Source organism: Geomobilimonas luticola (assembly GCF_018476905.1).
Classification (GTDB): Bacteria; Desulfobacterota; Desulfuromonadia; order Geobacterales; family Geobacteraceae; genus Geomobilimonas; species Geomobilimonas luticola.
The window spans coordinates 1-23,655 of sequence record NZ_JAHCVK010000013.1 but is presented as its reverse complement, the minus strand read 5'-3'; the positions used below and the strand labels follow the sequence as shown (position 1 = coordinate 23,655).

Genomic DNA, 23,655 nt, shown 5'->3' with positions numbered 1-23,655 from the left:
GGGTTTTTGTTTTCGGGAAGGGGGTGAACAGCCGTGGAACCGGTTACGACGCGCCGCTGGAAAATAAGGGAAACGGAACAGTCGCACGCTGAACGGCTGATCCGGGAGTGCGGCCTTTCTCCCCTCGTTGCCCGCCTCCTGCTCAATCGTGGCATCGGAGAACCCGAAGCAGTCCGCCGTTTCCTGGGTGGGACTCTCACCGACATCCACGATCCCTTCCTCCTGCGGGGCATGGAGCCGGCTGTCGCCAGGCTGGCTACGGCGGTTGCCGGTGGTGAGCCGATCTGCATCTATGGCGATTACGACGTGGACGGGATAACGGCGGTGGCGCTGCTCGTCAGTTTTTTCCGGACCCTGGGGGCGACGGTCTTCTATCATATCCCCCTGCGGCTGGAAGATGGGTACGGCCTCTCCGCCGAGGGGATCGCCAGCGTGGCCGAACAGGGGGCGCGGGTCATCGTCAGTGTCGACTGCGGCATCACGGCAGTGGCCGAGGCCGAACTCTGCCGGCAGTTGGGTGTCGATCTCATCATCACCGACCACCATACCCCGGGAGAGGTGATCCCCCCGGCCCACGCCGTCATCAATCCCCACCAGCCCCATTGCTCCTTCCCCTTCAAATCCCTGGCCGGGGTCGGCGTCGCCTTCAACCTTCTCATCGCCCTCCGGACCAGGCTGCGGGATATGGGCCATTTTGCCGACCGCACCGCGCCGAACCTGCGGGAATACCTGGACCTGGTCGCCCTGGGCACCATTGCCGACATCGTGCCGCTCACCGACGAGAACCGCATCTTTGTCGCCTACGGGCTGCGGGAACTGACAGCCTCGCCGCGGCCGGGGATCCAGGCGCTGAAAACCGCTGCCGGCGTGGACGGCACGGTAACCTGCGGAGCGGTAGGATTCCGGCTCGCTCCCCGCCTCAACGCCGCCGGCAGACTGGAGGATGCCGCCCTCGGCGTCGATCTCCTTCTCAGCGGCGACCGGCAGCGGGCACGGGTCATGGCAGAATCCCTGGACGCCAGCAACACGGAGCGACAGGCGCTGGAACAGCAGATACTGCGCGAGGCCCTGGCGATGGTGAAGGGTGCGCCGGCAAAGAGCGGGAGAAAAAGCATCGTCCTGGCGTCCGAGGCCTGGCATCCCGGGGTGATCGGCATTGTCGCCTCCCGGCTGGTGGATATGTTCCACCGCCCCACCATACTCATTGCCATGCAGGACGGCAACGGTCGCGGATCGGGGCGGAGCATTCCCGGCTTCCATCTCCACGATGCCCTCCAGGCCTGCGCCGATCATCTCGTCAAATTCGGCGGTCACAAGTATGCCGCCGGCCTCTCCATCGACGAGGAGACCCTGGAAAAATTCGTGACCGGTTTCGAGATGGTGGCGGACGGACTCCTTTCCGCTGAGGACCTGCTTCCCGAACTGGCCGTGGATGCCGAGGTGGGGCCGGACGATCTCACCCTCGCCCTCGCGGAGACGCTGGAAAGTCTTGCCCCCTTCGGCATGGGGAATCCCGAACCGGTCCTGCTGCTCCGGGGTGCGAAGGTTATTGAGCGGCGGCTTCTCAAGGAGCGTCATCTCAAGATGCGTCTCGCGGCGGGGGGGAAGACGTTCGATGCCATCGGCTTTAACATGGGGGGACGGGAGAACCCGGGTGACGGTCTGGATATCGTCTTTACCCTCGGGGTCAACGTCTGGAAGGGGAAGAGAAGCATGCAGTTGCGCCTGAAGGATTTCAGGGGGGCGGAGGGTTAGAATGCAGCGGGAAGAACGTTTCAGTCGGGCGGACCAGGTCATAAAGGTCGGTTTCTGGGTCAACGCCCTGCTCATGGTGATGAAACTTCTGGCGGGCTATTACGGGCGCTCGGAGGCGGTCTTTGCAGACGGTGTGGAGAGCGCCTGCGACTTCGTGGCCATTTCGGCCACCATGCTGGCCCTCAGGATCGGGCGCAAGCCGTTCGACGCAAAGCACCCCTACGGCCACGGCAAGGCGGAAAGTATTGCCGCCATCGTCGTCGCGCTGGTCATCTTCCTGACCGGCGGAGGGATTCTTTACAAGGCCATCCACACGATCATGGACCGCAGCTACGGCGAACCGGAGTTGATGGCGGTGGCGGCGGCTTTTGCGACAATCATCATCAAGGAGGCGCTCTGCCGCTATTCCATCAGGGTCGGCGGCAACCTGGGGAGCCCGGCGGTCATCGCTATCGCCAAGGACCACCGCAAGGACGCGGTTACCTCCATCGCCACCCTCGTCGGGGTTGGCGGCGCCTTCTTCGGCATTCCCGTCATGGACCCCCTGGCGGCGGGCCTCACCTCCTTCTTCATCTTCCACATCGGTTTCGAGACCTTTCGCTCGGCGGCCCATGACCTGATGGATGGTCAGCCTCCTGCTGAAGTCATTGCCGACATGAAGATCCTCGCCGAAGGGGTCGCGGGGGTCGAGCATGTTCACGAAATACGGGGGCGGCGCTCCGGCCAGTACCTTATCGTCGATCTCAAGCTCGATATGGACCCGGAAATGACGGTCAAGCGTTCCCATGACATTGCCACGGAGGTAAAGAGGCTCATTTTCGAGCGGTTTCACAACGTGGGAGACGTCATGATCCACATCAACCCCCACGACGAAGAACACGAAGATCTGATCCGCCTCTGAACGGAGCGCCATTGCCTTTCCGACAGACCGGGGTATACTTAAACAGGTTATCCCTCTTGATTTCCTTGTGTCCCGGACACCGGTGAAACGAGGTGCGCGATGAACATTCGGGTGCTTTTCAGTGACAACAGCAGCAGCATGGTGTCGGATTCCCTGCTCCAGGAATTGATCGTCAAGGGGAAGGTCGTGGCCTTTTTCCGCTCCACCGGTTGGGTCCACGTGAAACGGGGCCCCCTTCGGAGAAGTGAAGGGCGATATGATGGGCCCGAAAGGCGGAAGGCTTCGCCGGCATAGCCGGCCTGCATTGCACTACATCAACAACCACAGGAGGTAGTAATGTCGAACGGACCCAAATCGGAGAACAATCTGAAGGAGGCGTTTGCCGGTGAATCCCAGGCAAACCGCAAATACCTGGCCTTTGCCAAGCAGGCCGACAAGGAGGGATATCCCCAGGTGGCCAAGCTGTTCCGCGCTGCCGCCGAGGCGGAAACCATCCATGCCCATAACCACCTGCGGGCGCTGGACGGCGTCAAGGGTACCCGGGAGAACCTGCAGGAGGCTATCTCCGGCGAGACCCACGAATTCATGGACATGTATCCCCAGATGATCGCCGATGCCGAACTGGAGAGGTCCGATCTGGCGCGGCGCTCCTTCGTGTACGCCAACGCCGTGGAGAAGGTCCACGCAGCCCTCTACCAGAAAGCGCTCGACACTTTGGGGGCGGCGGCCGATCTCTTTGATTACTATATCTGTCCGGTCTGTGGTCACACGGTGGAAAAAGGGGCGCCCGACACCTGTGAAGTGTGCGGCGCCAAGGGGAGCGTGTTCATCAGGATGAGTTAGCGGGATACAAATCGGGTACAGGAAGAGAAGGGCGGCCAGTTGGTCGCCCTTTCTGTTTTTGGGTTGACGCGGGGCGGGGTCACCCCGCCCGATTTCAGGAATGGCAAACCAGAACCAGGGCGGAGGGACCCGACAAACCAACACCAGGGCGGGGTGACCCTGCCCCTACGGAAGCGGATTAACAGACAAAAAAATGGGCCTGCCGAAGCAGGCCCCAATCACGAAGGAGGTGTTGCTATGTTACGCTATGTGCTGATGCTGGGGGGGCTCCCGGAGGAGCCCCCTTTTTTTGTCGCTGCCGTCGAAGTTCTTACCAGGTCTTGGAACCGTGGCAGGAGTTGGCGCAGGAACTTGTCGTAGCATTCCAGCCGATGGTGCTGACCAGATTGAGGACACCGTTGCTGTGGGTTGTCGCGTTGACAGTCGTTTTGCTGTAACCGGTCCCGTGGCAGGTGGCGCAGGAATACCTGCTGGCATGGAGCGAATGCTCGCCCGTTGCGGGAGGAATGGCGTGACAGCTTCCGCACGTCGGGGTCGGTACGGGGGTTGGCGTCGGCGTCGGCGTGGGGGTCGGTGTCGGGGTGCTGACTGCCAGGGCGGTGGCTATGGCCTGCACCTCGGCGGAAGTCAGGACGCGGCTTGCATAGGGAGGGGCTGCCATGCGGACCTGGATCTGGGCAGCTGTCGCGCCTTTCTTTGCGGAGCTGGCCAGAGCGCCGTGACAGCCCGAGCATTCGCTGGTATAGAGTGATGCGCCGTCAACTGGAGTTGGTGTCGGTGTGGGGGTCGGAGTCGGGGTTGGCGTGGGAGCCGGGGTCGGGGTCGGGGTCGGTGTGGTCGGGGCCAGGGCGTTAACGATTGCCTGCAGTTCGGCGGCGGTCAGCGAAGAGAGATATCCCATGCCGCCCGCATTACTGCTGATGCCTGCCTGGAGGCGGGCCAGCGTGATTCCCCGTTTGGTGGAGGATGCCAGGGCGCCGTGACAGCCGGCGCATTCGTTGGCATAGAGTGCCGCACCGTCAACCGGCGCGGGGGTCGGGGCAGGCGTCGGCGCAGGTGCCGGGGCGGGAGTCGGTGCAGGTGCAGACGTCCCGAGGGCAGAGGCTATGGCCTGAACTTCAGCGGGGGTCAGGGAGCTGAGGAACCCCATGCTGCCGACGTTGTTGGTGATGGCGGTCTGGATCCGGGCTGCGGTTGCACCCTTTTTGTTCGAGCTGGCCAGGATGCCGTGGCAGGAGGCGCATTTCGTGCCGTAAAGGGCGACGCCGTCAAGTGTCGCGGCAGGAGGGACCTGGCCGGCGGTGGGCATGTTCCCCATGGTGAAGGTGCCGGCGGTCATGTTCTGTATCGGAGCCGTGCAGATGGTGGCGTTGGTGGTTTTGTTGGTGACCACCATGTTGCCGCTGCTGATGGTGACCGCAACCGCATCCAGCATGGCGTCCAGGCCGGTATGATTGGCGACGAAGGTGCCGGTAAGCGGGTTGGTGGTCACGCCGTAAAGGTCGAACAGGGGTTTGAGGCGAGTCTGCAGTGCGGCAGTCGAAGCCGCGATGCTGGCGGCCATCTGCTGCTGGGTTGCGGGTGTGAAGCCGGCGTAGAGCGGTGCGGGATCAGCGACTCCGGCGGCGTTGGCCACGATGACGTGGGTAAGGGGGGTTACGTTGGCGGTGCCGTGGGTGGTGGCGAAGGAGAGGAGGGACTGGGTTCCCCAGGTTACCTTGACGATGAACGGAGGTGTCATCCCTTCGACATTGAAGCTGTAGGAGCCGTCGCTGCCGGTGGGTGCGGACAGTTCGCGGGCCGGAGACGACGAGTCTTTGACGTAGGCGGTGCCGACTATGGGGGCGCCGGTGGCTGCCACCCCTGAAAGGGTGGCGGTGCTTGTCGCTGAGCCGCTTCCACCGCTGCCACAGCCTGCCAGCATGATGGTTGCGACTGCACTGCCGAGAGTTATCAGTCTGGTGATGGTCTTTCGCATTCATTTCCTCCTTGTGCTTGGTGAAACCGGTTTTTTCCCCAGTGTCTGTACCCGGTTGCGGGTACAAAAAAAGCCGGGACCGAATATCGTGTGATATTTCGGCGACCCGGCTGTCTCGGTGAGACCCTGTAGGCTTTCCGCCCCATCCTCGCGGATGGTTTAGTATTGTCGTGTATCGGCATGTACTGCGTATGCTGATTTTTAATGAACTTTATAGCAAACGATTCTTCTTCGTCAAGAGAAAAATGTATAAAATTTGTTACCAAAGTGAAAATATTTTTTGGGGCCCGATCACGATGCCACTGCCAGTGCTTCTCCCGCCAGTAGTACCTGCTCGTCATTAATGCTTATTGTCTGGGCGCTATGCTCGATCAGTTCGTAGAGCCGGAGGTATTTTTCCACTTCCGCCTGCTGGCTGGTCTTGCGGCCGAAATATTTTCCCGGCTGAATGAAGACGTCGGTGACCGACTGGTCGTCGTAGATGGCGAAGTCGCAGGAGCTGTTGGTGTCGCGGCCGCTGATGTCGCTGGCGACGGGGAGTTCGTCCCGATAGACGATCCGCACGTCGATGTCGTCGTTATACTGGGCGAGAAGCACTTTCTGTACGTCAGGTTCAATCAGTTCGTCCTTCCCCACCACGAAGATGCGGGTGATCCGGACTCCCCGGTCAAGGGCGCGCAGGTTGGACTGGTAAAAGTTGAGCATGGCTCCGCGACTTCCCCAGCCGCTGGTGAGGGGATCGACCGCTTTGATGGAGCGGGTGGCCTGGTCCGCGAGTTTGGCCCCTTCCAGGTAGAACTCGGTATCGTCGAGGGGGATGTATCCCTGCTGGAGCAGGGCGAGGGTCCGTTTCGTTCCCGTCATGAGTTCGCTGGCCCTGGTCTGGCATTCCGGGTCGGTGATGCGGGCGATGGCTTCCGGTATTTCATGTGCCTGCAGGTATTGCTCCCGCAACTCCTCCCGGGTCTTTTCGATCTCCTCGCGGAGCAGCCAGGTGACGAGCGACAAGAGAATGCCGACGGCAAAGATGATGTAGGCCGCTTCCTTGTAGTCGAGCACCCAGTGGAAAAAGATTGCCAGGCCGGAGCCGGCGAGAAATTCGATGAAGACCGCCATGTGTTGGATTTTTCTGTTCATGCGTTACCTCGTTCAGCTGTGCCAGTCGGAATTTGGTCAGTGCCCTGGCAGAGCAAAAAAAAGCCGGGCCGCCCCATATCTGGTGAGATATTTCGGCGGCCCGGCTGTCTCGATGAGACCCTGTGGGTTTTCCGTCCCATCCTCGCGGATGGTTTAGTATTGTCGTCTATCTGTTGCCGGTTTTTTTCAAAAGTCGTTCAGACCATACCCGCTTTGTTTTCGAAAGTCAAGTCCGGGTTTTCTCTTTTATACCTTGCGGCGTTATTACAGTCGCTTCAGCTGGACTTTTACAGGCCATGTATCCGTAAACGTGCTTCCGCTCACTTTCCGGCAAGCTCTTTCCCCTCGGCAACCATCAGTTCTGCCACCAGCCGGGTGAAGCGGAGGGGGTCCTTTATGGGGGACCCTTCGGTCAGGAGCGCCTGGTCATAGAGGAGTTCGCAGTAGTCGGCCAGCCGGGCGCTTTCCTTGTCTTTTTCGTACAGCCTGCCCAGGACCTGGAGAAGGGGATGTTCCGGGTTCAGTTCCAGTATCCGCTTGGATTCCGGCACTGCCTGATTCATTGCCTTGAGGATACGCTCCATGTTGGCATTGAGCCCGTAGTCGTCGGCCACCAGGCAGCAGGCGCTGTCGGTGAGGCGGCCGGAAAAGCGCACCTCCTTGACCTGCTCCCTGAGCCGCTCCTGGATGAAGCCGAGGAGGTCCTTGTACTGCTTGACCGCTTCCTCTTTTTTTGCCTCTTTTTCCTTCTTTTCCTCTTCAGTGTCCAGTTCCAGGTCTCCCCGGTCCACACCCTTCAGCTTTTTGCCGTCGTACTCGGTCAGGTGCTGGACGACCCATTCGTCCACCGGGTCGGTGAGGAAGAGGACCTCGTACCCTTTCTTGCGGAAGATCTCCAGGTGGGGGGACTGCTCCAGCGCTTCGCGGGCGGTGCCGGTGATGTAGTAGATCTCCTTCTGCCCTTCGGGCATGCGGGCCACGTACTCCTTGAGGGAGACGAACTGCCCTGCGTCGGTCCTGCTGCTCTCGAATAGCACCAGTTCCTGGAGCTTGTCCCGGTTGGCGTGGTCGAAGTGTATCCCCTCCTTCAGGACCGGACCGAACTCCTTGTAGAACGCCAAATACCCTTCCGGCTCCTTCTCCTTCGTTTCCGCCAGGGTCGAGAGTATCTTCCCGACGAGGTTTTTCTCGATGCGCTTTATCTGCACGTCTTCCTGGAGTATCTCGCGGGAGACGTTGAGGGGGAGGTCGCTGGAATCCACCACCCCCTTGACGAAGCGGAGGTAGTCGGGAATGAGGTGCTCGCAGTTGTCGGTGATGAAGACGCGCCGGACGTAGAGATTCACCCCCCGTTTCCGGTCCGGCATGAAGAGGTCGAACGGTTTGTGGGCGGGGAGATAGAGGAGTGCCCGGAACTCGCTTACCCCTTCCGCGGCGTAGTGGATGGTCTTGAACGGCTTGTCGTAGTCGTGGGATATGTGCTTGTAGAACTCCTCGTACTCCTCGTCGCTGATCTCGCTCTTCGGCCGGGTCCAGATCGCCTTCATGGAGTTGAGGGTCTCGGTGGTGGTCTTCTCCATGGTGCCGGCGCCTTCGATGACCTTGCCGTCCGCGCCGGTGACCGGCTCTTCCCGGGTGATATCCATGACGACGGGGTACTGGACGTAATCCGAGTATTTCTTGACGATGGCGCGGATCTTCCACTCGTCCAGATACTCCTTCATCTCTTCCTTCAGGTGAAGGACGATGTCGGTGCCGCGCCCTTCCTTGGTGCACTCCTCGATGGTGTAGCTGCCGTCGCCGGCGGATTCCCACCGGCAGCCGTTCTGGGTGCCGTCACCCCCCTTGCGGGTGATGAGGGTGACCCGGTCGGCCACCATGAAGGAGGCGTAGAAACCGACCCCGAACTGGCCGATCATTTCCGGATGTTCAGCCAGGTTCTGCTCCTTGATGTTCCTGAGGAAGGCGCGGGTGCCGGAATGGGCGATGGTGCCGATGTTGGTCTCCACCTCCTCCGCCGTCATGCCGATGCCGTTGTCACGGATGGTGAGGGTGCCGGCGGCCTTGTCGGGGATCAGTCTGATCTGCCAGTCGGCGTTCCCCTCCAGGAGCGCCTCGTTGGAGTGGGCTTCGAAGCGGACCTTGTCGATGGCGTCGGAGGCGTTGGAGATCAGCTCCCGGAGGAAGATGTCCCGGTTGGAGTAGAGGGAATGGATGACCAGGTCGAGAAGTTGCTGAACTTCGGTCTGGAACTGCTTGGTGGTTTTGGACATGAAACGCGCGTCTCCTTTGTTGACAATAAATGATGCACAGCCCGCATAACATAACCATCATGACCCGTTTTTTCAAGGGTGCCGGCATGATTTTTATGGAATACGGATCAACAAGGGGCTGAATTCGCTCCCATTTGTTGACACAAACCGGCCACTGTGGTAGCTTGAATGCCTTTAAAGCCTTATGGATGACGTGGTTGCGGTTTCCTCCCTTTCCACCTCAACCTCAACCCTTTACCTCTACCTCTGCCTGCTCCTGGAGCCCCCATGTACCGCCCCGATTTAACCACATTCAAGGCACGTGCCGCTCAGGGGAACCTGATCCCGGTCTACCGCGAGATCATGGCCGACCTGGACACCCCTGTTTCTGCCTTTCGCAAGATCGATGACGGCCGCTACGCTTTCCTGCTGGAGAGTATCGAGGGGGGGGAGAAGTGGGCGCGCTACACGTTCCTCGGCGCCGCACCGGAGGTGGTGATCCGGAGCCGCGGGACGACGGTGGAGGTGCTGGAGACCGGCAAACCGCTCCACCGGGAAGAGGTGGCAGATCCCCTGGGATTCGTGCGTGACTACCTGGCCCGTTTCTCGCCGGTTGAGATCCCCGGCATACCCCGTTTCTTCGGCGGGGCGGTGGGGTACCTGGGGTACGACATGGTGCGCCACTTCGAACGGCTTACCACGGAACGACCCGCGGTCATCGGCGCCTGGGACTCCTATTTCGTCATCACCGACACCATCCTGATCTTCGACAACGTGAGCCAGAAGATCAAGGTGGTATCCAACGCCCACCTGGAGGGGGGAAAAGAACCGGAGGCTGCCTACGGGGAGGCGGTTGCCAAGATCGATGCCCTCATCGCCAAGCTGAAGGCGCCCCTCCCGCCGTCGGTGACGGTCCCCGCGACCCGGAAGGTCGCGTTCGCCTCCAATGTGGCGAAGGCCGATTTCGAGGCGGCGGTGGAAAAGGCCAAGGAGTATGTCCGGGCCGGCGACGTCATCCAGGTGGTTCTCTCCCAGCGTTTCTCCGGCGAACTGACGGTGGATCCCCTCGATATCTACCGGGTGCTCCGGACCCTCAATCCCTCCCCCTACATGTTCTTTCTCCGTTTCGACGATACCCTGGTGGTGGGGGCATCGCCGGAGGTCATGGTGCGCAAGGAGGGTAACCGGGTGGAACTGCGCCCCATCGCCGGAACCCGTCCCCGGGGCGCAACCCCGGAGGAGGACGAACAGCTGGGGGAAGATCTCCTGGCCGATCCCAAGGAACGGGCCGAGCATGTCATGCTCGTGGATCTTGGCCGCAATGACCTGGGGCGGGTCTGCACCACCGGGAGCGTCCGGGTCTCGGAACTGATGGTGATCGAGCGCTACTCCCACGTCATGCACATCGTTTCCAACGTGCAGGGGGAACTGGCGGCGGGAAAGAACGCCTTCGACGTGGTGCGGGCCACCTTTCCTGCCGGCACACTCTCCGGTGCCCCAAAAGTCAGGGCCATGGAGATCATCGACGAACTGGAGCCGGTCCGGCGCGAGGTGTATGGCGGCGCGGCCGGCTATTTCTCCTTCTCGGGCAACATGGACCTCGCCATCGCCATCCGGACCCTGGTGATCCGCGGCTGCAAGGTGCACCTCCAGGCGGGGGCGGGGATCGTCGCCGACTCGGTGCCGGCCGCCGAGTACCAGGAAACGGTGAACAAGGCGATGGCGGTGGTTAAGGCGATAGAAATCGCCGAAAAAGGACTGGAATAAATTCTTTTTGACGCAGAGACGCTGAGGCGCAAAGAAAGGCAAACCCTGGCCGGTTCAGTTTTTGTCTGCGCAATGCGATGCATTGATGGCGTCAATCAGGAGTGAACAGGCTCGGTTGTTTTTTTATCTTTGCGTCTTGGCGTCGTTGCGTCAAAGGTTTGCGAGGTTAGACCATAATGCTCTTGATGATCGACAATTACGACTCCTTCACCTACAACATCGTCCAGTACTTCGGCCAGCTGGGGGAGGACGTGCGGGTGTACCGCAACGACCGGATCACCCTGGAGGAGATCGAGGCGCTCGACCCCGCGCGGCTCGTCATCTCTCCCGGCCCCTGTTCTCCCGAGGAGGCGGGTATCTCGGTGGAGGCGATCCGGTACTTCGCGGGAAAGGTGCCGATCCTCGGCGTCTGCCTCGGACACCAGTCCATCGGCGCCGCCTTCGGCGGCAGGGTCGTCCGGAGCGCCACGCTGATGCACGGCAAGACCTCGGCCATCCACCACGACGGCAAAGAGCTGTTCCGGGGGCTCCCCAACCCGTTTCAGGCGACCCGCTATCACTCCCTTATCGTAGAGCGCGCCACGTTGCCCGACTCCCTGGAGATCACCGCCTGGGTGGAGGAAGGGGAGATCATGGGGCTCCGGCACCGCGAGCTTCCCCTCTGGGGGGTGCAGTTCCATCCCGAGTCGATCCTGACGGAAGGGGGGATGGATATCCTCCGGAATTTTCTGGAAATGACACGGTTGTAGGGGCGGGGGAACCCCGCCCAGGGCGCGGAAACCGCGCCCCTACAGGAGAAATCCATGATAAAAAAAGCCATAGCCAAAGTGGTGGAACAGATTGACCTGACCGAGGCGGAGATGATCGAGGTGATGGACCAGATCATGTCGGGTGAGGCGACGCCTGCCCAGATTGCCTCGTTCATAACCGCCCTCCGGATGAAGGGGGAGACGGTGCCGGAGATAACCGGCGCGGCCCGGGTCATGCGCGACCGGGCGACCCCCATCCGGGTCGGGAGAAATGTCCTGGATATCGACCGGGACGACATCAACATCGATCAGGAAACCATCCTGGACGTTGTCGGTACGGGGGGAGACGGGACCAACACCTTCAACGTTTCTACCACGGTCTCTTTCGTGGTTTCCGCATGCGGGGTGCGGGTGGCAAAGCACGGCAACCGTGCCGTGTCCTCATCCTGCGGTAGCGCCGATGTGCTTGAAGCCCTCGGGGTGAACCTGGATGTCACCCCGCAAACAGTGGAACACTGCATCAGCCAGATCGGCATCGGTTTCCTGTTCGCCCCGGCCCTCCACGGCGCCATGAAACATGCCATCGGTCCGCGCAAGGAGATCGGCATCCGGACCATCTTCAATATCCTCGGCCCCCTTACCAACCCCGCTGGCGCCCCCTGCCAGGTGCTCGGCGTTTACCGGGACGACCTGGTGGAAAAACTCGCCTATGTCCTCCAGGGGCTGGGGTGCCGGCACGGCTTCGTGGTGTACGGCCAGGACGGCATGGACGAGATCACTCTCACCACTGAGACGCGGGTTGCCGAGGTGACTCCCGACAAGGTGACCGTGACCCTGGTGAAGCCGGAGGATTTCGGCCTCAAGCGCTGCTCCATGGCGGAACTCAAAGGGGGGAACGCGGTCGGCAATGCTGTCATCGTCCGTGAGCTTCTGGCAGGGATGAAGGGGGCGAAGCGGGATATCGTCCTCCTCAACGCGGCCTATGGCCTGGTGGCAGCAGGAAAGGCAGCCTCCATTCCCGAAGGTCTCGATATGGCTGCCGAAGCGCTCGATTCGGGCAGGGCCATGGGGCAACTGGAAAAGCTGGTGGCGCTGACGAACGAATAATATGTAGGGGCACGTTTGCCGTGCCCTGGGCGGGGTAACCCCGCCCCTACGGATTGGGTTTACATGTCTGAAACTCCCGATATTCTGAAGAAGATCGTCGACCACAACCGTGGTAAACTGGCTGCCGCCATGGCGGCCCGGCCGCTGTCGGAAGTCAGAGCCGCAGTTGACGCACTGGAGGACACCCCTCGGGGGTTCATTCGTGCGCTCCGCGCCTGTCGCGACTCGGGGTCTACTGCAATCATTGCCGAGGTGAAAAAGGGGTCCCCCTCCAAGGGGTTGATCCGGCCCGATTTCGATCCGCTGGAGATCGCCGAGACTTACAGGGATAACGGTGCAGCCTGCCTGTCGGTCCTGACCGAGGAGCACTTTTTCCTCGGTCACCTCCGGTTCCTTTCGCTCATCCGGGAACAGGTCGGTTTGCCGCTTCTGCGCAAGGATTTCATCTTCGACCCGTACCAGGTCTATGAGGCCCGGGCTGCCGGCGCCGACGCCATTCTCCTCATTGCTGCCATGCTTGACCTCCATCAGCTGCGGGACTTCAGCGCCCTGGCACGTGAGCTCTCCCTCGATGTCCTCCTGGAGGTCCACGACGAAACGGAGCTGGAACGGGCACTCCAGACCGACTGCGAACTGATCGGCATCAACAACCGCAATCTCCGGACCTTCGTTATCGACCTGGGAACCACGGAACGGCTTCTCCGCTCCATTCCGGCAGAACGGCTCGTCGTTTCCGAGAGCGGCATCAACAGTCGGGCCGATATCGAGCGTATGGAGCGGGCCGGTGCGGGGGCCTTCCTGATCGGCGAGGCTCTCATGCGGGAAGGGGATGTGGGGGCGAAGTTGCGAGAACTTTTAGATTAGAGAGCGGAAGCATGGATGGCGCTCTTCCGCGCTTCAGACTTCCGCACCCACTTGAAAAGGAGAAATGATGGACACCAAGATCACGCTTACCGAAGAGCAGATTCCGCGGCAGTGGTACAACATCATTCCCGACATGCCGGGGCCGCTTCATCCCGTCATCAACCCCCGCACCCTGCAGCCGGTGACCCCCGATGACCTCCTTCCCATCTTTCCCATGGCCATTGTCGAGCAGGAGGTTTCGAACCAGCGCTGGATCGATATCCCCGACGAGGTGCGGGACATCTACCGGCTCTGGCGGCCGGCCCCCCTGTTCCGGGCGCGCCGCCTGGAGCAAGCCCTCGGTACGCCGGCGAAGATCTACTACAAGTTCGAAGGGGTCTCGCCGGCCGGCTCCCACAAGCCCAACTCCGCCATACCCCAGGCGTACTTCAACAAAAAAGCCGGTATCCGCCGGCTTGCCACCGAGACCGGCGCCGGGCAGTGGGGGAGTTCCCTCGCCCTGGCCTGCTCCATGTTCGGCCTGGAGTGTACGGTCTACATGGTGAAGGTCTCCTGCACCCAGAAGCCGTACCGCAAGAGCATGATGCAGCTCTGGGGAGCGAACGTCATTCCGTCCCCCTCCGAGTTCACCAACGCGGGGCGCTCCATCCTGGCCCATGACCCGGACAACCTGGGGAGCCTGGGGATTGCCATTTCCGAGGCGGTGGAGGATGCCGCGACCCACGACGATACCAACTACGCCCTGGGGAGCGTGCTGAACCACGTCTGCCTCCACCAGACCGTCATCGGCCTAGAGGCGAAGGAGCAGCTGAAGATCGCCGGCGACTATCCGGACGTGGTCATTGCCTGCTGCGGCGGCGGTTCCAACTTTGCCGGTCTTGCCTTCCCCTTCATCGCCGACCGGGCCACGGGAAAGCAGGTTCGCTGCCTTGCGGTGGAGCCCGCTTCCTGCCCGACCCTCACCAAGGGAATCTACGCTTTTGACTACGGCGACACGGCCAAGATGGCTCCCATTGCCATGATGTACACCCTGGGGCACGATTTCATGCCGCCGGGGATCCATGCGGGGGGGCTCCGTTACCACGGCGAATCGCCGCTGGTCTCCCAGCTTTACGCCGCCGGCGCCATCGAGGCGAAGAGCTACAAGCAGAATGCCTGCTTCGAAGGGGCAGTGCTCTTTGCCCGGAGCGAGGGAATCGTCCCCGCGCCCGAGTCCTCCCACGCTGTCAGGGCGGCCATTGACGAGGCGATGCTCGCGAAGGAAGAGGGGAAGGAGCGGACCATCCTCTTCGGCCTCTCCGGCCATGGCCAGCTGGACATGGGGGCCTACGATGCCTACCTGTCGGGAAACCTGGAGGATTACGAGTATCCGGAGGAGAAGATCAGGGAGGCGCTGGAGCGGCTGCCCAAAGTTTCTCTGTGAGCACAATGGTCAGGGTCAAGATCTGCGGCATAACGAATCTGGATGATGCGCTCGTGGCGGTGGAGGCGGGGGCCGATGCCCTCGGGTTCGTCTTCTATCCCGAGTCCCCCCGCTACGTGACGCCGGAGAAGGCTGCGGAGATCATCCGTTCGCTCCACCCCTTCGTGCAGACGGTGGGGTTGTTCGTGAACGAGGCGGCTGCCCGCATCAACGCGATGGCCAGGGAGTGCGGGCTCGACATCGTCCAGCTCCACGGCGACGAACCCCCCGAATTCTGTGGTCTGGTCGAGCGTCGCGTCATCAAGGCGTTCCGCATCAAGGAGATCGCCAGCCTCGACCCGATCAGGAACTACCGTGTCTCGGCCCATCTCCTCGACGCCTACTCCCCGTCAGCCTATGGCGGGACCGGTCTCACCTTCAATTGGGATGTGGCGAAAATGGCGAAGTCTTTCGGCCCGGTCATCCTCGCCGGCGGGCTCACTCCCGATAATGTCGCCGAAGCGGTGGCGGCGGTGGAGCCCTTCGCCGTGGATGTGTCGAGCGGGGTGGAAACTTCACCGGGGAAAAAGGATCCGGCAAGGGTGAGGGAATTTATCCGCAGGGCGAAGGAGGCATCACGTTGAAGTATCCCGACAAGCAGGGCCATTTCGGCCAGTTCGGCGGCCGCTACGTATCCGAGACGCTTATGCCGGCCCTCTACGAACTGGAGCAGGCCTATGCTCACTATAAGAACGACAAGGAGTTCAAGGAGGAGTTCGCCTACTACCTGCGTCAGTATGTGGGACGGCCCAATCCCCTCTATTTCGCCGCAAAGCTGACGGAAAAGCTGGGGGGAGCGCGGATATACCTCAAGCGGGAGGATCTGAACCACACCGGTGCCCACAAGGTGAACAACACCATCGGCCAGGGGCTCCTTGCCAAGAGGATGGGAAAGCGGCGGGTTATCGCCGAGACCGGCGCCGGTCAGCATGGCGTGGCGACCGCCACCATTGCGGCCCTGTTCGGCATGGAGTGCGAGGTCTTCATGGGGGAGGAGGATATACACCGCCAGTCCCTCAACGTTTTCCGGATGAAACTGCTTGGTGCCACGGTAACCCCGGTCACCGCCGGCACCGCCACCCTCAAGGACGCCATGAACGAAGCGCTCAGGAACTGGGTCACCCACGTTGAGCGGACGTTTTACGTTATCGGTACCGTCGCCGGCCCCCATCCCTATCCCATGATGGTGCGCGATTTCCAGGCGGTCATCGGTCGGGAGGCCAAGAGCCAGCACGCCAAGGCCGAAGGACGGCTTCCCGATTGCCTGGTGGCGGCCGTGGGGGGGGGGAGCAATGCTCTCGGACTTTTCTATCCGTTTCTCAACGATAGCCAGGTGCGGATGATCGGCGTAGAGGCCGCAGGCTATGGCATCCCTTCCGGCCGGCACGCCGCACCCCTCTGTGCCGGGAGCGTTGGTGTACTGCACGGCAACAAGACCTACCTGCTCCAGGATGGTGACGGCCAGATCGCCCACGCCCACTCCATCTCGGCCGGTCTCGATTATCCGGGAGTCGGTCCGGAGCACGCCTGGCTCAAGGAGAGCGGCCGGGCGGAATACGTAGCGGTCACCGATGACGAGGCCATGGAGGCGTTTCAACTCCTGACCCGGGAGGAGGGGATTCTGCCGGCACTGGAGTCCTCCCACGCCATTGCTCACGTGGTCAAGCTGGCCCCCACTCTGTCAAAAGACCAGACCATCGTGGTCTGTCTCTCCGGCCGGGGAGACAAGGATATCCATACCGTGGCCGATGCCATGGGAGTCAAATTATAACCCGCTTCCTGGTCGCAAATGCGGCGATACGGCCATGCAAAAGCGGCCTAACTTGTTGAATTTTAATGCAAAACATAATTTAATGTTTGACAGGCACGTCGTTGTAGTGTAAAGTTCACCAACCTGCGAGATTAACAGGGAAAAGAAAAGGGCCCCAACGGGTCCTTTTGGCGTTTTTTGGTTAGAATTTATTTATATGAATGTGGCTGGTTTTCGAAGGAGTGTGTTTTGCAGTAATACCGCTATGTTATGGAGAAGCCACGTCTCGATGCTGGACGGAGTTGTTTGAGGCTTCTACATCAAAAGAAAGGAGGTTAGGCCGGAGACGTTACCGAAAACACTGAGGGTTACCAGAACCATCCGGCAAAGCTGAGACAACCGACAAAAACTCTTATGAAAAAAACAATGATAATCATGGCAGCGACGCTGCTACTCGGGGTTTCCTGTGATCAGTCACACATGCGCCAGACCCAGTTGCAGAGCAGCGCGGGGGATTCGGAGCTGGACCGGGAGATTCGCCGAGTGATGGAAAAAGGAATCAATCTGGAGGAACGGCAACGGCAGGTGCCGGCCATCGCCGCCGCCTTTGCCCGTCGTACCGATCCGCAGCGGGCCCGCTGGCTCGCCGCACTCTGTTACCTGAAGACCCTTGGCACGCCGTTCATGCCGATGGACATTGCCGAGATCGCCCTCGCGGAGACCGGCGGACACGGTCTTTCGGGAAAATCGGTTTCCCGGAAAGGGGCTCTTGGCGTCTGGCAGCTCATGCCCTACCGGGCCAAGAGCCACGGCTATTCCCCCGACGACATGGAGAATGACGAGAAGTGCGCCGAGGCGGCGGTCCGCGAGCTTGCCAGCAAGATGGCGATGGCCAAGGGGAACCTGGTGCGGGCAAAGAAGCTCTACTGCGGTGTCGGCCCTGACGCCGATGCCTACGAGGTGAAACGGCGCCAGTTCCGCCGGGAGATACTGGACGAGTTGGCCGGCCAGGGGGAAAAACGGGCCGAGATGCCGAATCAAAAGGTCGACACCCCGTCCTGACCGGCGAAATCTGTTAAACGTGAGAGCAGAACGTGATATGGTAGGCGAGCCCCCGGGGGTTCGCCTATTTTTCTGTGGTACACGAAAGGAGCAGGTGTTGAAACGTCTGTTGTTCGTATCCTTTATGTTGCTTACCGGTTGTTCACTGTTCGTGAAGAACCCGGAGGTGACGGTGAAGGATGTTTCCCTGGTCGGCCTCGACGGCGCCGGCGCCATGCTGGAGGTGGCCCTTGGCGTATCCAACCCCAATCCCTACCGGATTGATCTCCGGGGATACCGTTACACCCTGCAGATAGCATCCCTTCCCCTGGCTGCGGGTGATGCCCGGCAGGCCGTGGTTTTCGCACCCGAAAAAACAACGGAGGTGCGTATTCCGGTGAAGATTGCCTATGGCGACCTGCTGGAGATACTCAACCGTCGCCCCGACATGGACCATGTTCCCTACCGGCTCCAGGCCGATCTCGACCTGAACATGCCGGTCGGGACGCTTGCATTACCCCTAGACCGGAGCGGAACGTTTGCCATCCCCCGCAACTATCGCCCTTCGGCACTGATCAGGCAGTTCAGCGATTTCCTCGGGGGGGTGCGCTGATGAACGTGATCGACGTGACGGGGGTGGCCAAGAGTTTCGGAGCGCGCCAGGTACTGGCCGATGTCACCTTTGCCATCGATGAAAATGAGCGGGTCGGCCTGATCGGGGCGAACGGCTGCGGGAAATCGACCCTCCTGCAGATACTTGCCGGCCATGATACGGCGGAACGAGGAACTGTCGCCACCCGGCGCGGCGCAAGTATCGGGTATCTTCCCCAGGAACCGGAACTGGATGGGGAACTGACGGTGGCCGAGGCGGTCGAGGCGGGGCTCGTTGACATACGGCGTGTCATGGCGGAATACGAACAGCTCACCGGACGGCTGGCCTCTCACCCCCCCGACCTGGAGCGTTTGATGGCGCGACAGGGTGAGTTGACATCGTGGATGGAGCACCACGGTGGCTGGAACACGGAACACCGGGTGGCTGAGATTATGGGGCATCTCGGCCTGAAGGATGGCGGAGCCCGCGTTGGCACCCTTTCCGGCGGAACGAAGCGAAGGGTTGCCTTGGCGCGCCTGCTCCTGGAGGCTCCCGAACTGCTCCTGCTCGATGAGCCGACCAACCACCTGGATGCGGACACCACCCAGTGGCTGCAGGAATACCTTCAATCCTACCCGGGAGCGGTTCTGCTCATTACCCACGACCGCTATTTTCTCGACAAACTGGCGGCCCGGATGCTGGAACTGGAGGACGGACGTATCACCCCGTACGAGGGGGGGTACAGCGCCTACCTGGTGAAAAAGGGAGAGCTGTTGCAGCAGGCGGCCCAGCGCCAGTCACGGTTGTTGAATCTCCTGCGGGTCGAGACCGCCTGGATGCAGCGGGGGGCAAAGGCAAGGACCACCAAGCAGAAGGCGCGCATCAACCGGTTTCACGATATCGAGTCACAGGCTGCCGTGGCACCGGTCCGGGAGACGCGTCTGGCGTTTACCAGCGACGAAGGGCTGGGGGGTACCATTCTGGAACTGCTCGACGTCGGCAAGTCCTATGGAGCGCGGACGCTCGTGAAGGATCTCACCTTCCGTCTCAAGCGGGGGGACCGGGTCGGGATCATCGGTCCCAATGGCTGCGGGAAGACCACCCTGCTCCGGATGATTCTCGGTGAAGAGCCCCCTGGCGCGGGGGAAGTGGTCATCGGCCGAAAGACCCGCAGCGCCTATTTCGACCAGCAGCGGGAGGTTCTGGACCCGGAGCAGACTATCTACGATTTCCTTGGCGAGGGGGACTATGTCCAGGTGGCGGGAGAGAAGCGCCACAAGATCGGCTATCTGGAGGATTTCCTGTTTGCCCCCTCGGACCGCCGCCGGCAGATAAAGACCCTGTCGGGGGGAGAGAAGAGCCGGCTCATCCTGGCCCGGCTGATGCTGGCGGATGCCAACCTGCTCATCCTGGACGAGCCGACCAACGACCTTGACATACCGACCATGCAACTCCTGGACGATGCCCTGGTCAATTTCCCCGGCTGCGTGCTCATGGTTACCCACGACCGGTTCTTCCTCGACAAGGTGGCCACCGGCATCCTCGCCTTCGAAGGGGAGGGGCGGGTGGTGTTTTACGAGGGGAATTACTCCCACTATCGTGAACTTAAAGAGCAGTGTCAGGGGGAAAAAAGTACAAGCCAGAAGGATGAACGTAAACCGGTCAGGACGAATCCTTTGGTGTCTTCTAAAGGGAAAAAGGGATTGACCTATGGGGAGCGCCTCGAACTGGAAAGACTGGAACCGCTGATTGATGAGCTTGAGCAGCAGAAGAGTGTCCTTGAGTCAAAATTGGCTGATCCCATTGCATACGCCGAGACACCAGGGGGCATTGCCGCGCTTTCGGCAGAATATACGAAGCTCGAGCTGGAACTGGGAGAAAAGTATGTACGGTGGGAAGAACTGGAAATGAAGAAGGAACTCCCTTGGTGAAAAAAAGTGACAACGGAGTGTGTAATGTCTCATCTCTACAAAAAATCCCGCCTCGAAAGAGGCGGGATTTTTTGTGGTCCATAGTTCAGCTCGTGGAGTTTAGGGCCGCTCTGTGCTTGTGTCCAAGGTAGCATTGGTCCCGTCAGTTTTGGGCCCGTTAAACTTTACCAGATAGTTGAAAGAAGGAGAGGAGAGTGCGGATGTCCCCCCATTGGTGAAGTGGGCAGGGTCTGTTGTGGCGATGGTTGCACTGACCGAATGGTTCATCGTCCTGTCGTCGAGGAAGTCAATCGAGTCATAAAGGAGCCTGCGGGCGTAGGTGCGGGCATGGGCGTAGGCGGCCGGATCTCTGGAGAGCAGATTGATGTTGAAGCAGACTCCCAGAAGTTTTTTTGCGTCTGAACCGGTCAGGGTGCCCGTAAGAGTCCAGTCGGTGAACCCATGATCTCTGTCATGAGCTTCCCCGACAGGGAAAAAGTAAGGATAGTTGGCGCTGTCGTAATCGATGCCATAGGTATTGTGGAGTAGTGTTCGTGCAAGCATGATTGCGTTTTGGAAAATTGCCGCCTGCTCTTCGATGAATACCGTTCCGAAATTGTCGGCAGTCAGAAGAGTCGTGCCTTCCTTAGAGTGGCATTTCACGCAGATATTGTTGAATGCGAAGGCATCTATTTTGAGAGTATGGTGCTTGCCGGACAGGTGGCAGGTGACACACGGGCCGCCCGTTACGAGATCGCGTCCTCCTGGGTGTGAGTCCGTTTTCATGGCTGCAGTGCCGAATTTGCGATGCGTGCTCGTGAGTACGCCGCCGTCATCACTCGAGGTCAGGGACTCTCCATAGGTGACCGGCGTGTTACTGACACCATTTTTTGTGGCAAGCGTTCCGCTCATGGCTGTCGGGTCGGCAAAGCCGGTAAACCCGTTTTTGACAAACATCAGTCCGGCGGCAGCCATATAGTGTGAATTAAAGGTGCCGAAACTGGTTTTGGTCAGATCCGCGGTAGTCGTTTCAATGGCGTAGCCGCTGTTCAACCCGGCATGGCAAGGGATACAGAGTTTGGTGTCGCCGATATCGGTCGGGAAACCGCTTGATGCCTGGAGAGACGGGGTGTAGGGAGTTCTGAAGTCAATGGACGGGATGCGGGCCCAACGGTAATCGCTATGGCAACCGTTGCAACGCAGCATCTCCTGTTCGCCTTTGGTTGCCCAGGCGGAGTCGTTGCCCGTTTTTATGTATTTGAGGAAGCCCGTTGTCGTGTGGCATCTGTTACACGTATTCCGCGTGTTGAAGGTATAGTGAATCCATGGGTCGGCATCGACTTTGCCGTGGCCGGACTCTGCCCACTCACGGTGCTGCGGCAAAAGGTCGTTCTTGTGAGGGGCGTGGCAATTGCTGCAGGTATTTTGCGTTCCCACGTACGTGGCTGTGGGAACTTTGGTGCCAACGGCATTGCTCGTGGTATAGATGTCGAAGTGTCTTTTCCCCTTTCCGAGAGGGAAGACAGTGGCGTCGACGCCATGACAGTTGTAGCAGCGACCCGCGGCGACAGGATTGTGAAACTCAAGTCCGACAGTCGTTGCCCCGCCGTGACAGCTACCGCAGGTGCTTGGGTGGCCGTTGCCGCTGCCGTGACAGTCTATGCAGCTTGCGCCCTTTTTTATGTTGTGAAGGGAAGAATACCATTCGTCGGTGACGCTGGCGAGGGTTACCGGTGAAACTGTCTTTTGGGCGGAATGACACGTGATGCAGGTTTCGGAGGCGGCGAAGTTTGATTTTGTCTGGCTTACGGATGTGTCATTGCCGCAGCCTGAAAGAGAAGTCGTCAGCAATACTAAAAACAGCGGCAACAGGTAACCAAGTCTCATTCATTCGCCTCCTTTAATCAATGACTTCACGGTACAATTGCATCTAATCAGGATTATTCCCCGTGGAATATAGGGTATCTTACTGTTTTAGTAAATATTTTTCTTTCAGTTGTATGCTGGTTGTTGACTTAACCTATGCAATATTGTAAAAGTGGATGACCGTTTCTGGGTGAAACATGCGTCTTTAAATGCCTTTGTTGGTTAATTGTTTTTTTGCTAATGTTGCAGGGGGGGATATGCGCAACCAAATCAAAGTCGTTTTGTTTCTATTCATCGCAGCGGCATTCATACCGGTTAACGTCAAAAATGCCAATGCAATACCAGCATTCACCCGCCAGCATAAAACCGAGTGTTCCACATGTCATACCATATATCCTGAACTCAATGAATACGGTGAGGCATTCCAGAAAAACAGTTATGTCAAGAAGTCCGAGCCTATAGCTAAGGAGCCGGTTGCAGGTAATGACATTGCCGGGGTAGGCGACCCTGAACTGCTGGCAAAGCTGAAGGCTCAGGCTGCGACTGGCGGAGAAAAGTCAAAAGGAGAGGAGCCGAAGGACAAGGGGAATGAAGCGCTCTGGCTTGCCGGTATTCCCGAACTTATTCCCGTTTCCTTCAGGGCTACCCAGAATATTGTCTTCAATAATGATGCTGGGGACGATCACAAGTTCGACTTTGACACACGTACCTTAGCCCTCAACGCAGGGGGGGCCTTCAGGGACATGTTCGGCTTTTATGCCTCATATTTTCTGACTTCCCATGCAGAACGGGAGGCCGACGTCGACAAGCTGCACGAACTTTTTCTCCAATGGAGAAACGTCCTCGATACCCCGTTCAATATAAAATTCGGCCGTTTTGAGCCGAAGCTCAATCTCTGGAAATCTAACAACAAGATAACTACCGCCTCAACGCTGGCTCCGCTGAGCTATGGTGTTGCAGGCTTCTACCCATTCCGCTTTACCCAGACATCCAGCCAGGATGCCATCGAAGCCAATGCCATCCTCTGGAAGAGATTGTTTGTGGCCGGCGGCATTGTTGACCGGGACGGGCAGGACAGAAAAGAGGGGTACGGTCACATCTCATTGAAGATCGGTGGTTCCGACCTCTTGGGGAACGAACCGGAAATGGACTTGGATAATGAGAGCATCTTTGATTACCTGGCGGTGACATTCGGCGGTTTCGGGTATGTGGGGCGCAATACTCCGGATGACACTGCCTCGCCCATCAAGAATCGCTTTTATCGCGCCGGCGGTGACATGGACCTCCAGTACAAACGCCTGAGACTCAAGGTGAGCGGCGTTCACGGCTGGGATGAAAACCCCGATTACACTTCTACCGCGTCTGAAAGGAATTCTGTTGTTATCGGTTCTGAAGCGGAATATTATATGGGGTCGCCGATCAACGCGGCAGCGCTATTTCGCTATGAATACCTGGATGACGGCCAGGGAATAACGCGTAGTTATGTGCCGGCCATTGTCTATACCCCCATTCAGAATGTGAAGCTCTCACTTGAATATCGCTATGAGGATGCTGCAATAATCAAAAGAATTGCCCTCTTGGGCGCAACTTTCTGTTTTTGAAAAGGCTCTAGACCATCAGAAATCATCTGATAGGCTAGAAGCATGTTTGAAAACAGTAAGTTATCACGATTTAAAGTTGC

At 59.6% G+C, this 23,655-nt stretch carries 19 protein-coding genes and 2 riboswitches; of the genes, 15 read left to right on the top strand and 4 right to left on the bottom strand.

Annotated features, from left to right (window positions below):
• The first annotated feature begins 33 nt into the window (after positions 1–33).
• From recJ to KI810_RS16300, 4 genes are all read left to right on the top strand, one after another.
• Complete coding sequence (recJ, locus tag KI810_RS16315) at positions 34–1,755, top strand: single-stranded-DNA-specific exonuclease RecJ (RefSeq protein WP_214176631.1); 1,722 nt, start codon at positions 34–36, stop codon at positions 1,753–1,755.
• Between the two features lies 1 nt (position 1,756).
• The gene (locus tag KI810_RS16310) at positions 1,757–2,656 is read left to right on the top strand and encodes a cation diffusion facilitator family transporter (protein ID WP_214176630.1); all 900 of its coding nucleotides are present in this window, start codon (positions 1,757–1,759) and stop codon (positions 2,654–2,656) included.
• Positions 2,657–2,755: 99 nt separating this feature from the next.
• Complete coding sequence (locus KI810_RS16305) at positions 2,756–2,950, top strand: GSU3473 family protein (protein ID WP_214176629.1); 195 nt, start codon at positions 2,756–2,758, stop codon at positions 2,948–2,950.
• 42 nt (positions 2,951–2,992) lie between these two features.
• A complete protein-coding gene (locus KI810_RS16300; protein ID WP_214176628.1) occupies positions 2,993–3,499 on the top strand; it encodes a rubrerythrin family protein in 507 nt (168 codons plus the stop codon).
• A gap of 310 nt (positions 3,500–3,809) precedes the next feature.
• Here the strand turns inward: KI810_RS16300 and KI810_RS16295 are convergent, their stop codons facing one another.
• The 3 genes from KI810_RS16295 to htpG all read right to left on the bottom strand — a co-directional run bounded on the left by KI810_RS16295 (position 3,810) and on the right by htpG (position 8,887).
• Complete coding sequence (locus tag KI810_RS16295) at positions 3,810–5,477, bottom strand: c-type cytochrome (protein WP_246525773.1); 1,668 nt, start codon at positions 5,475–5,477, stop codon at positions 3,810–3,812.
• 97 nt (positions 5,478–5,574) lie between these two features.
• A riboswitch (cyclic di-GMP riboswitch) is annotated at positions 5,575–5,651 on the bottom strand.
• Positions 5,652–5,768: 117 nt separating this feature from the next.
• Entirely contained in the window at positions 5,769–6,614 is an 846-nt protein-coding gene (locus KI810_RS16290; protein ID WP_214176627.1) for a hypothetical protein, read from the bottom strand.
• 91 nt (positions 6,615–6,705) lie between these two features.
• Positions 6,706–6,782: riboswitch (cyclic di-GMP riboswitch) on the bottom strand.
• A 152-nt stretch (positions 6,783–6,934) separates the two neighbouring features.
• A complete protein-coding gene (gene htpG, locus KI810_RS16285) occupies positions 6,935–8,887 on the bottom strand; it encodes a molecular chaperone HtpG (protein ID WP_214176626.1) in 1,953 nt (650 codons plus the stop codon).
• Between the two features lie 267 nt (positions 8,888–9,154).
• Between htpG and trpE the strand changes: the two genes are divergently transcribed.
• From trpE to KI810_RS16235, 10 genes are all read left to right on the top strand, one after another.
• Positions 9,155–10,633: an anthranilate synthase component I gene (gene trpE / locus KI810_RS16280; RefSeq protein ID WP_214176625.1), complete on the top strand. Its 1,479-nt coding sequence runs from the start codon at positions 9,155–9,157 to the stop codon at positions 10,631–10,633.
• 176 nt (positions 10,634–10,809) lie between these two features.
• Positions 10,810–11,382 (top strand): anthranilate synthase component II, encoded by a 573-nt coding sequence (locus KI810_RS16275; protein WP_214176624.1) that lies wholly within the window; start codon positions 10,810–10,812, stop codon positions 11,380–11,382.
• 54 nt (positions 11,383–11,436) lie between these two features.
• The gene (gene trpD / locus KI810_RS16270) at positions 11,437–12,489 is read left to right on the top strand and encodes an anthranilate phosphoribosyltransferase (protein ID WP_214176623.1); all 1,053 of its coding nucleotides are present in this window, start codon (positions 11,437–11,439) and stop codon (positions 12,487–12,489) included.
• 63 nt (positions 12,490–12,552) lie between these two features.
• Positions 12,553–13,353, top strand: a complete 801-nt coding sequence (trpC, locus tag KI810_RS16265) for an indole-3-glycerol phosphate synthase TrpC (protein WP_214176622.1) — start codon at positions 12,553–12,555, stop codon at positions 13,351–13,353.
• Between the two features lie 67 nt (positions 13,354–13,420).
• Positions 13,421–14,776 (top strand): TrpB-like pyridoxal phosphate-dependent enzyme, encoded by a 1,356-nt coding sequence (locus KI810_RS16260; RefSeq protein ID WP_214176621.1) that lies wholly within the window; start codon positions 13,421–13,423, stop codon positions 14,774–14,776.
• Between the two features lie 5 nt (positions 14,777–14,781).
• Positions 14,782–15,399 carry a phosphoribosylanthranilate isomerase gene (locus KI810_RS16255; protein ID WP_214176620.1) on the top strand — a complete coding sequence of 206 codons (618 nt, stop codon included), beginning with the start codon at positions 14,782–14,784 and terminating at the stop codon, positions 15,397–15,399.
• On the top strand, positions 15,396–16,586 hold the full coding sequence (gene trpB / locus KI810_RS16250) for a tryptophan synthase subunit beta (RefSeq protein WP_214176619.1): 1,191 nt from the start codon (positions 15,396–15,398) through the stop codon (positions 16,584–16,586). Before KI810_RS16255 ends, trpB begins: the two co-directional genes overlap by 4 nt.
• Positions 16,587–16,979: 393 nt before the next feature.
• A complete protein-coding gene (locus KI810_RS16245; RefSeq protein WP_214176618.1) occupies positions 16,980–17,627 on the top strand; it encodes a transglycosylase SLT domain-containing protein in 648 nt (215 codons plus the stop codon).
• A gap of 94 nt (positions 17,628–17,721) precedes the next feature.
• Entirely contained in the window at positions 17,722–18,219 is a 498-nt protein-coding gene (locus tag KI810_RS16240) for an LEA/WHy family protein (protein ID WP_343213518.1), read from the top strand.
• Positions 18,219–20,129 carry an ABC-F family ATP-binding cassette domain-containing protein gene (locus tag KI810_RS16235; RefSeq protein ID WP_214176616.1) on the top strand — a complete coding sequence of 637 codons (1,911 nt, stop codon included), beginning with the start codon at positions 18,219–18,221 and terminating at the stop codon, positions 20,127–20,129. Before KI810_RS16240 ends, KI810_RS16235 begins: the two co-directional genes overlap by 1 nt.
• Before the next feature lie 99 nt (positions 20,130–20,228).
• On the opposite strand, the gene KI810_RS16230 is transcribed toward KI810_RS16235, so the two are convergent.
• A complete protein-coding gene (locus KI810_RS16230; protein ID WP_214176615.1) occupies positions 20,229–21,995 on the bottom strand; it encodes a hypothetical protein in 1,767 nt (588 codons plus the stop codon).
• A 236-nt stretch (positions 21,996–22,231) separates the two neighbouring features.
• On the opposite strand from KI810_RS16230, the gene KI810_RS16225 reads away from it, so the two are divergent.
• A complete protein-coding gene (locus tag KI810_RS16225) occupies positions 22,232–23,575 on the top strand; it encodes a hypothetical protein (RefSeq protein WP_214176614.1) in 1,344 nt (447 codons plus the stop codon).
• The last annotated feature ends 80 nt before the right edge of the window (positions 23,576–23,655 follow it).

What these genes read in the sequence shown, in the direction of transcription:
- KI810_RS16310 (WP_214176630.1), top strand. Translation starts at nt 1,757, where the DNA reads ATGCAGCGGGAAGAACGTTTCAGTCGGGCGGACCAGGTCATAAAGGTC.
- KI810_RS16305 (WP_214176629.1), top strand. Translation starts at nt 2,756, where the DNA reads ATGAACATTCGGGTGCTTTTCAGTGACAACAGCAGCAGCATGGTGTCG.
- KI810_RS16300 (WP_214176628.1), top strand. Translation starts at nt 2,993, where the DNA reads ATGTCGAACGGACCCAAATCGGAGAACAATCTGAAGGAGGCGTTTGCC.
- KI810_RS16295 (WP_246525773.1), bottom strand. Translation starts at nt 5,477, where the DNA reads ATGCGAAAGACCATCACCAGACTGATAACTCTCGGCAGTGCAGTCGCA.
- KI810_RS16290 (WP_214176627.1), bottom strand. Translation starts at nt 6,614, where the DNA reads ATGAACAGAAAAATCCAACACATGGCGGTCTTCATCGAATTTCTCGCC.
- htpG (WP_214176626.1), bottom strand. Translation starts at nt 8,887, where the DNA reads ATGTCCAAAACCACCAAGCAGTTCCAGACCGAAGTTCAGCAACTTCTC.
- trpE (WP_214176625.1), top strand. Translation starts at nt 9,155, where the DNA reads ATGTACCGCCCCGATTTAACCACATTCAAGGCACGTGCCGCTCAGGGG.
- KI810_RS16275 (WP_214176624.1), top strand. Translation starts at nt 10,810, where the DNA reads ATGCTCTTGATGATCGACAATTACGACTCCTTCACCTACAACATCGTC.
- trpD (WP_214176623.1), top strand. Translation starts at nt 11,437, where the DNA reads ATGATAAAAAAAGCCATAGCCAAAGTGGTGGAACAGATTGACCTGACC.
- trpC (WP_214176622.1), top strand. Translation starts at nt 12,553, where the DNA reads ATGTCTGAAACTCCCGATATTCTGAAGAAGATCGTCGACCACAACCGT.
- KI810_RS16260 (WP_214176621.1), top strand. Translation starts at nt 13,421, where the DNA reads ATGGACACCAAGATCACGCTTACCGAAGAGCAGATTCCGCGGCAGTGG.
- KI810_RS16255 (WP_214176620.1), top strand. Translation starts at nt 14,782, where the DNA reads ATGGTCAGGGTCAAGATCTGCGGCATAACGAATCTGGATGATGCGCTC.
- KI810_RS16245 (WP_214176618.1), top strand. Translation starts at nt 16,980, where the DNA reads ATGAAAAAAACAATGATAATCATGGCAGCGACGCTGCTACTCGGGGTT.
- KI810_RS16235 (WP_214176616.1), top strand. Translation starts at nt 18,219, where the DNA reads ATGAACGTGATCGACGTGACGGGGGTGGCCAAGAGTTTCGGAGCGCGC.
- KI810_RS16230 (WP_214176615.1), bottom strand. Translation starts at nt 21,995, where the DNA reads ATGAGACTTGGTTACCTGTTGCCGCTGTTTTTAGTATTGCTGACGACT.
- KI810_RS16225 (WP_214176614.1), top strand. Translation starts at nt 22,232, where the DNA reads ATGCGCAACCAAATCAAAGTCGTTTTGTTTCTATTCATCGCAGCGGCA.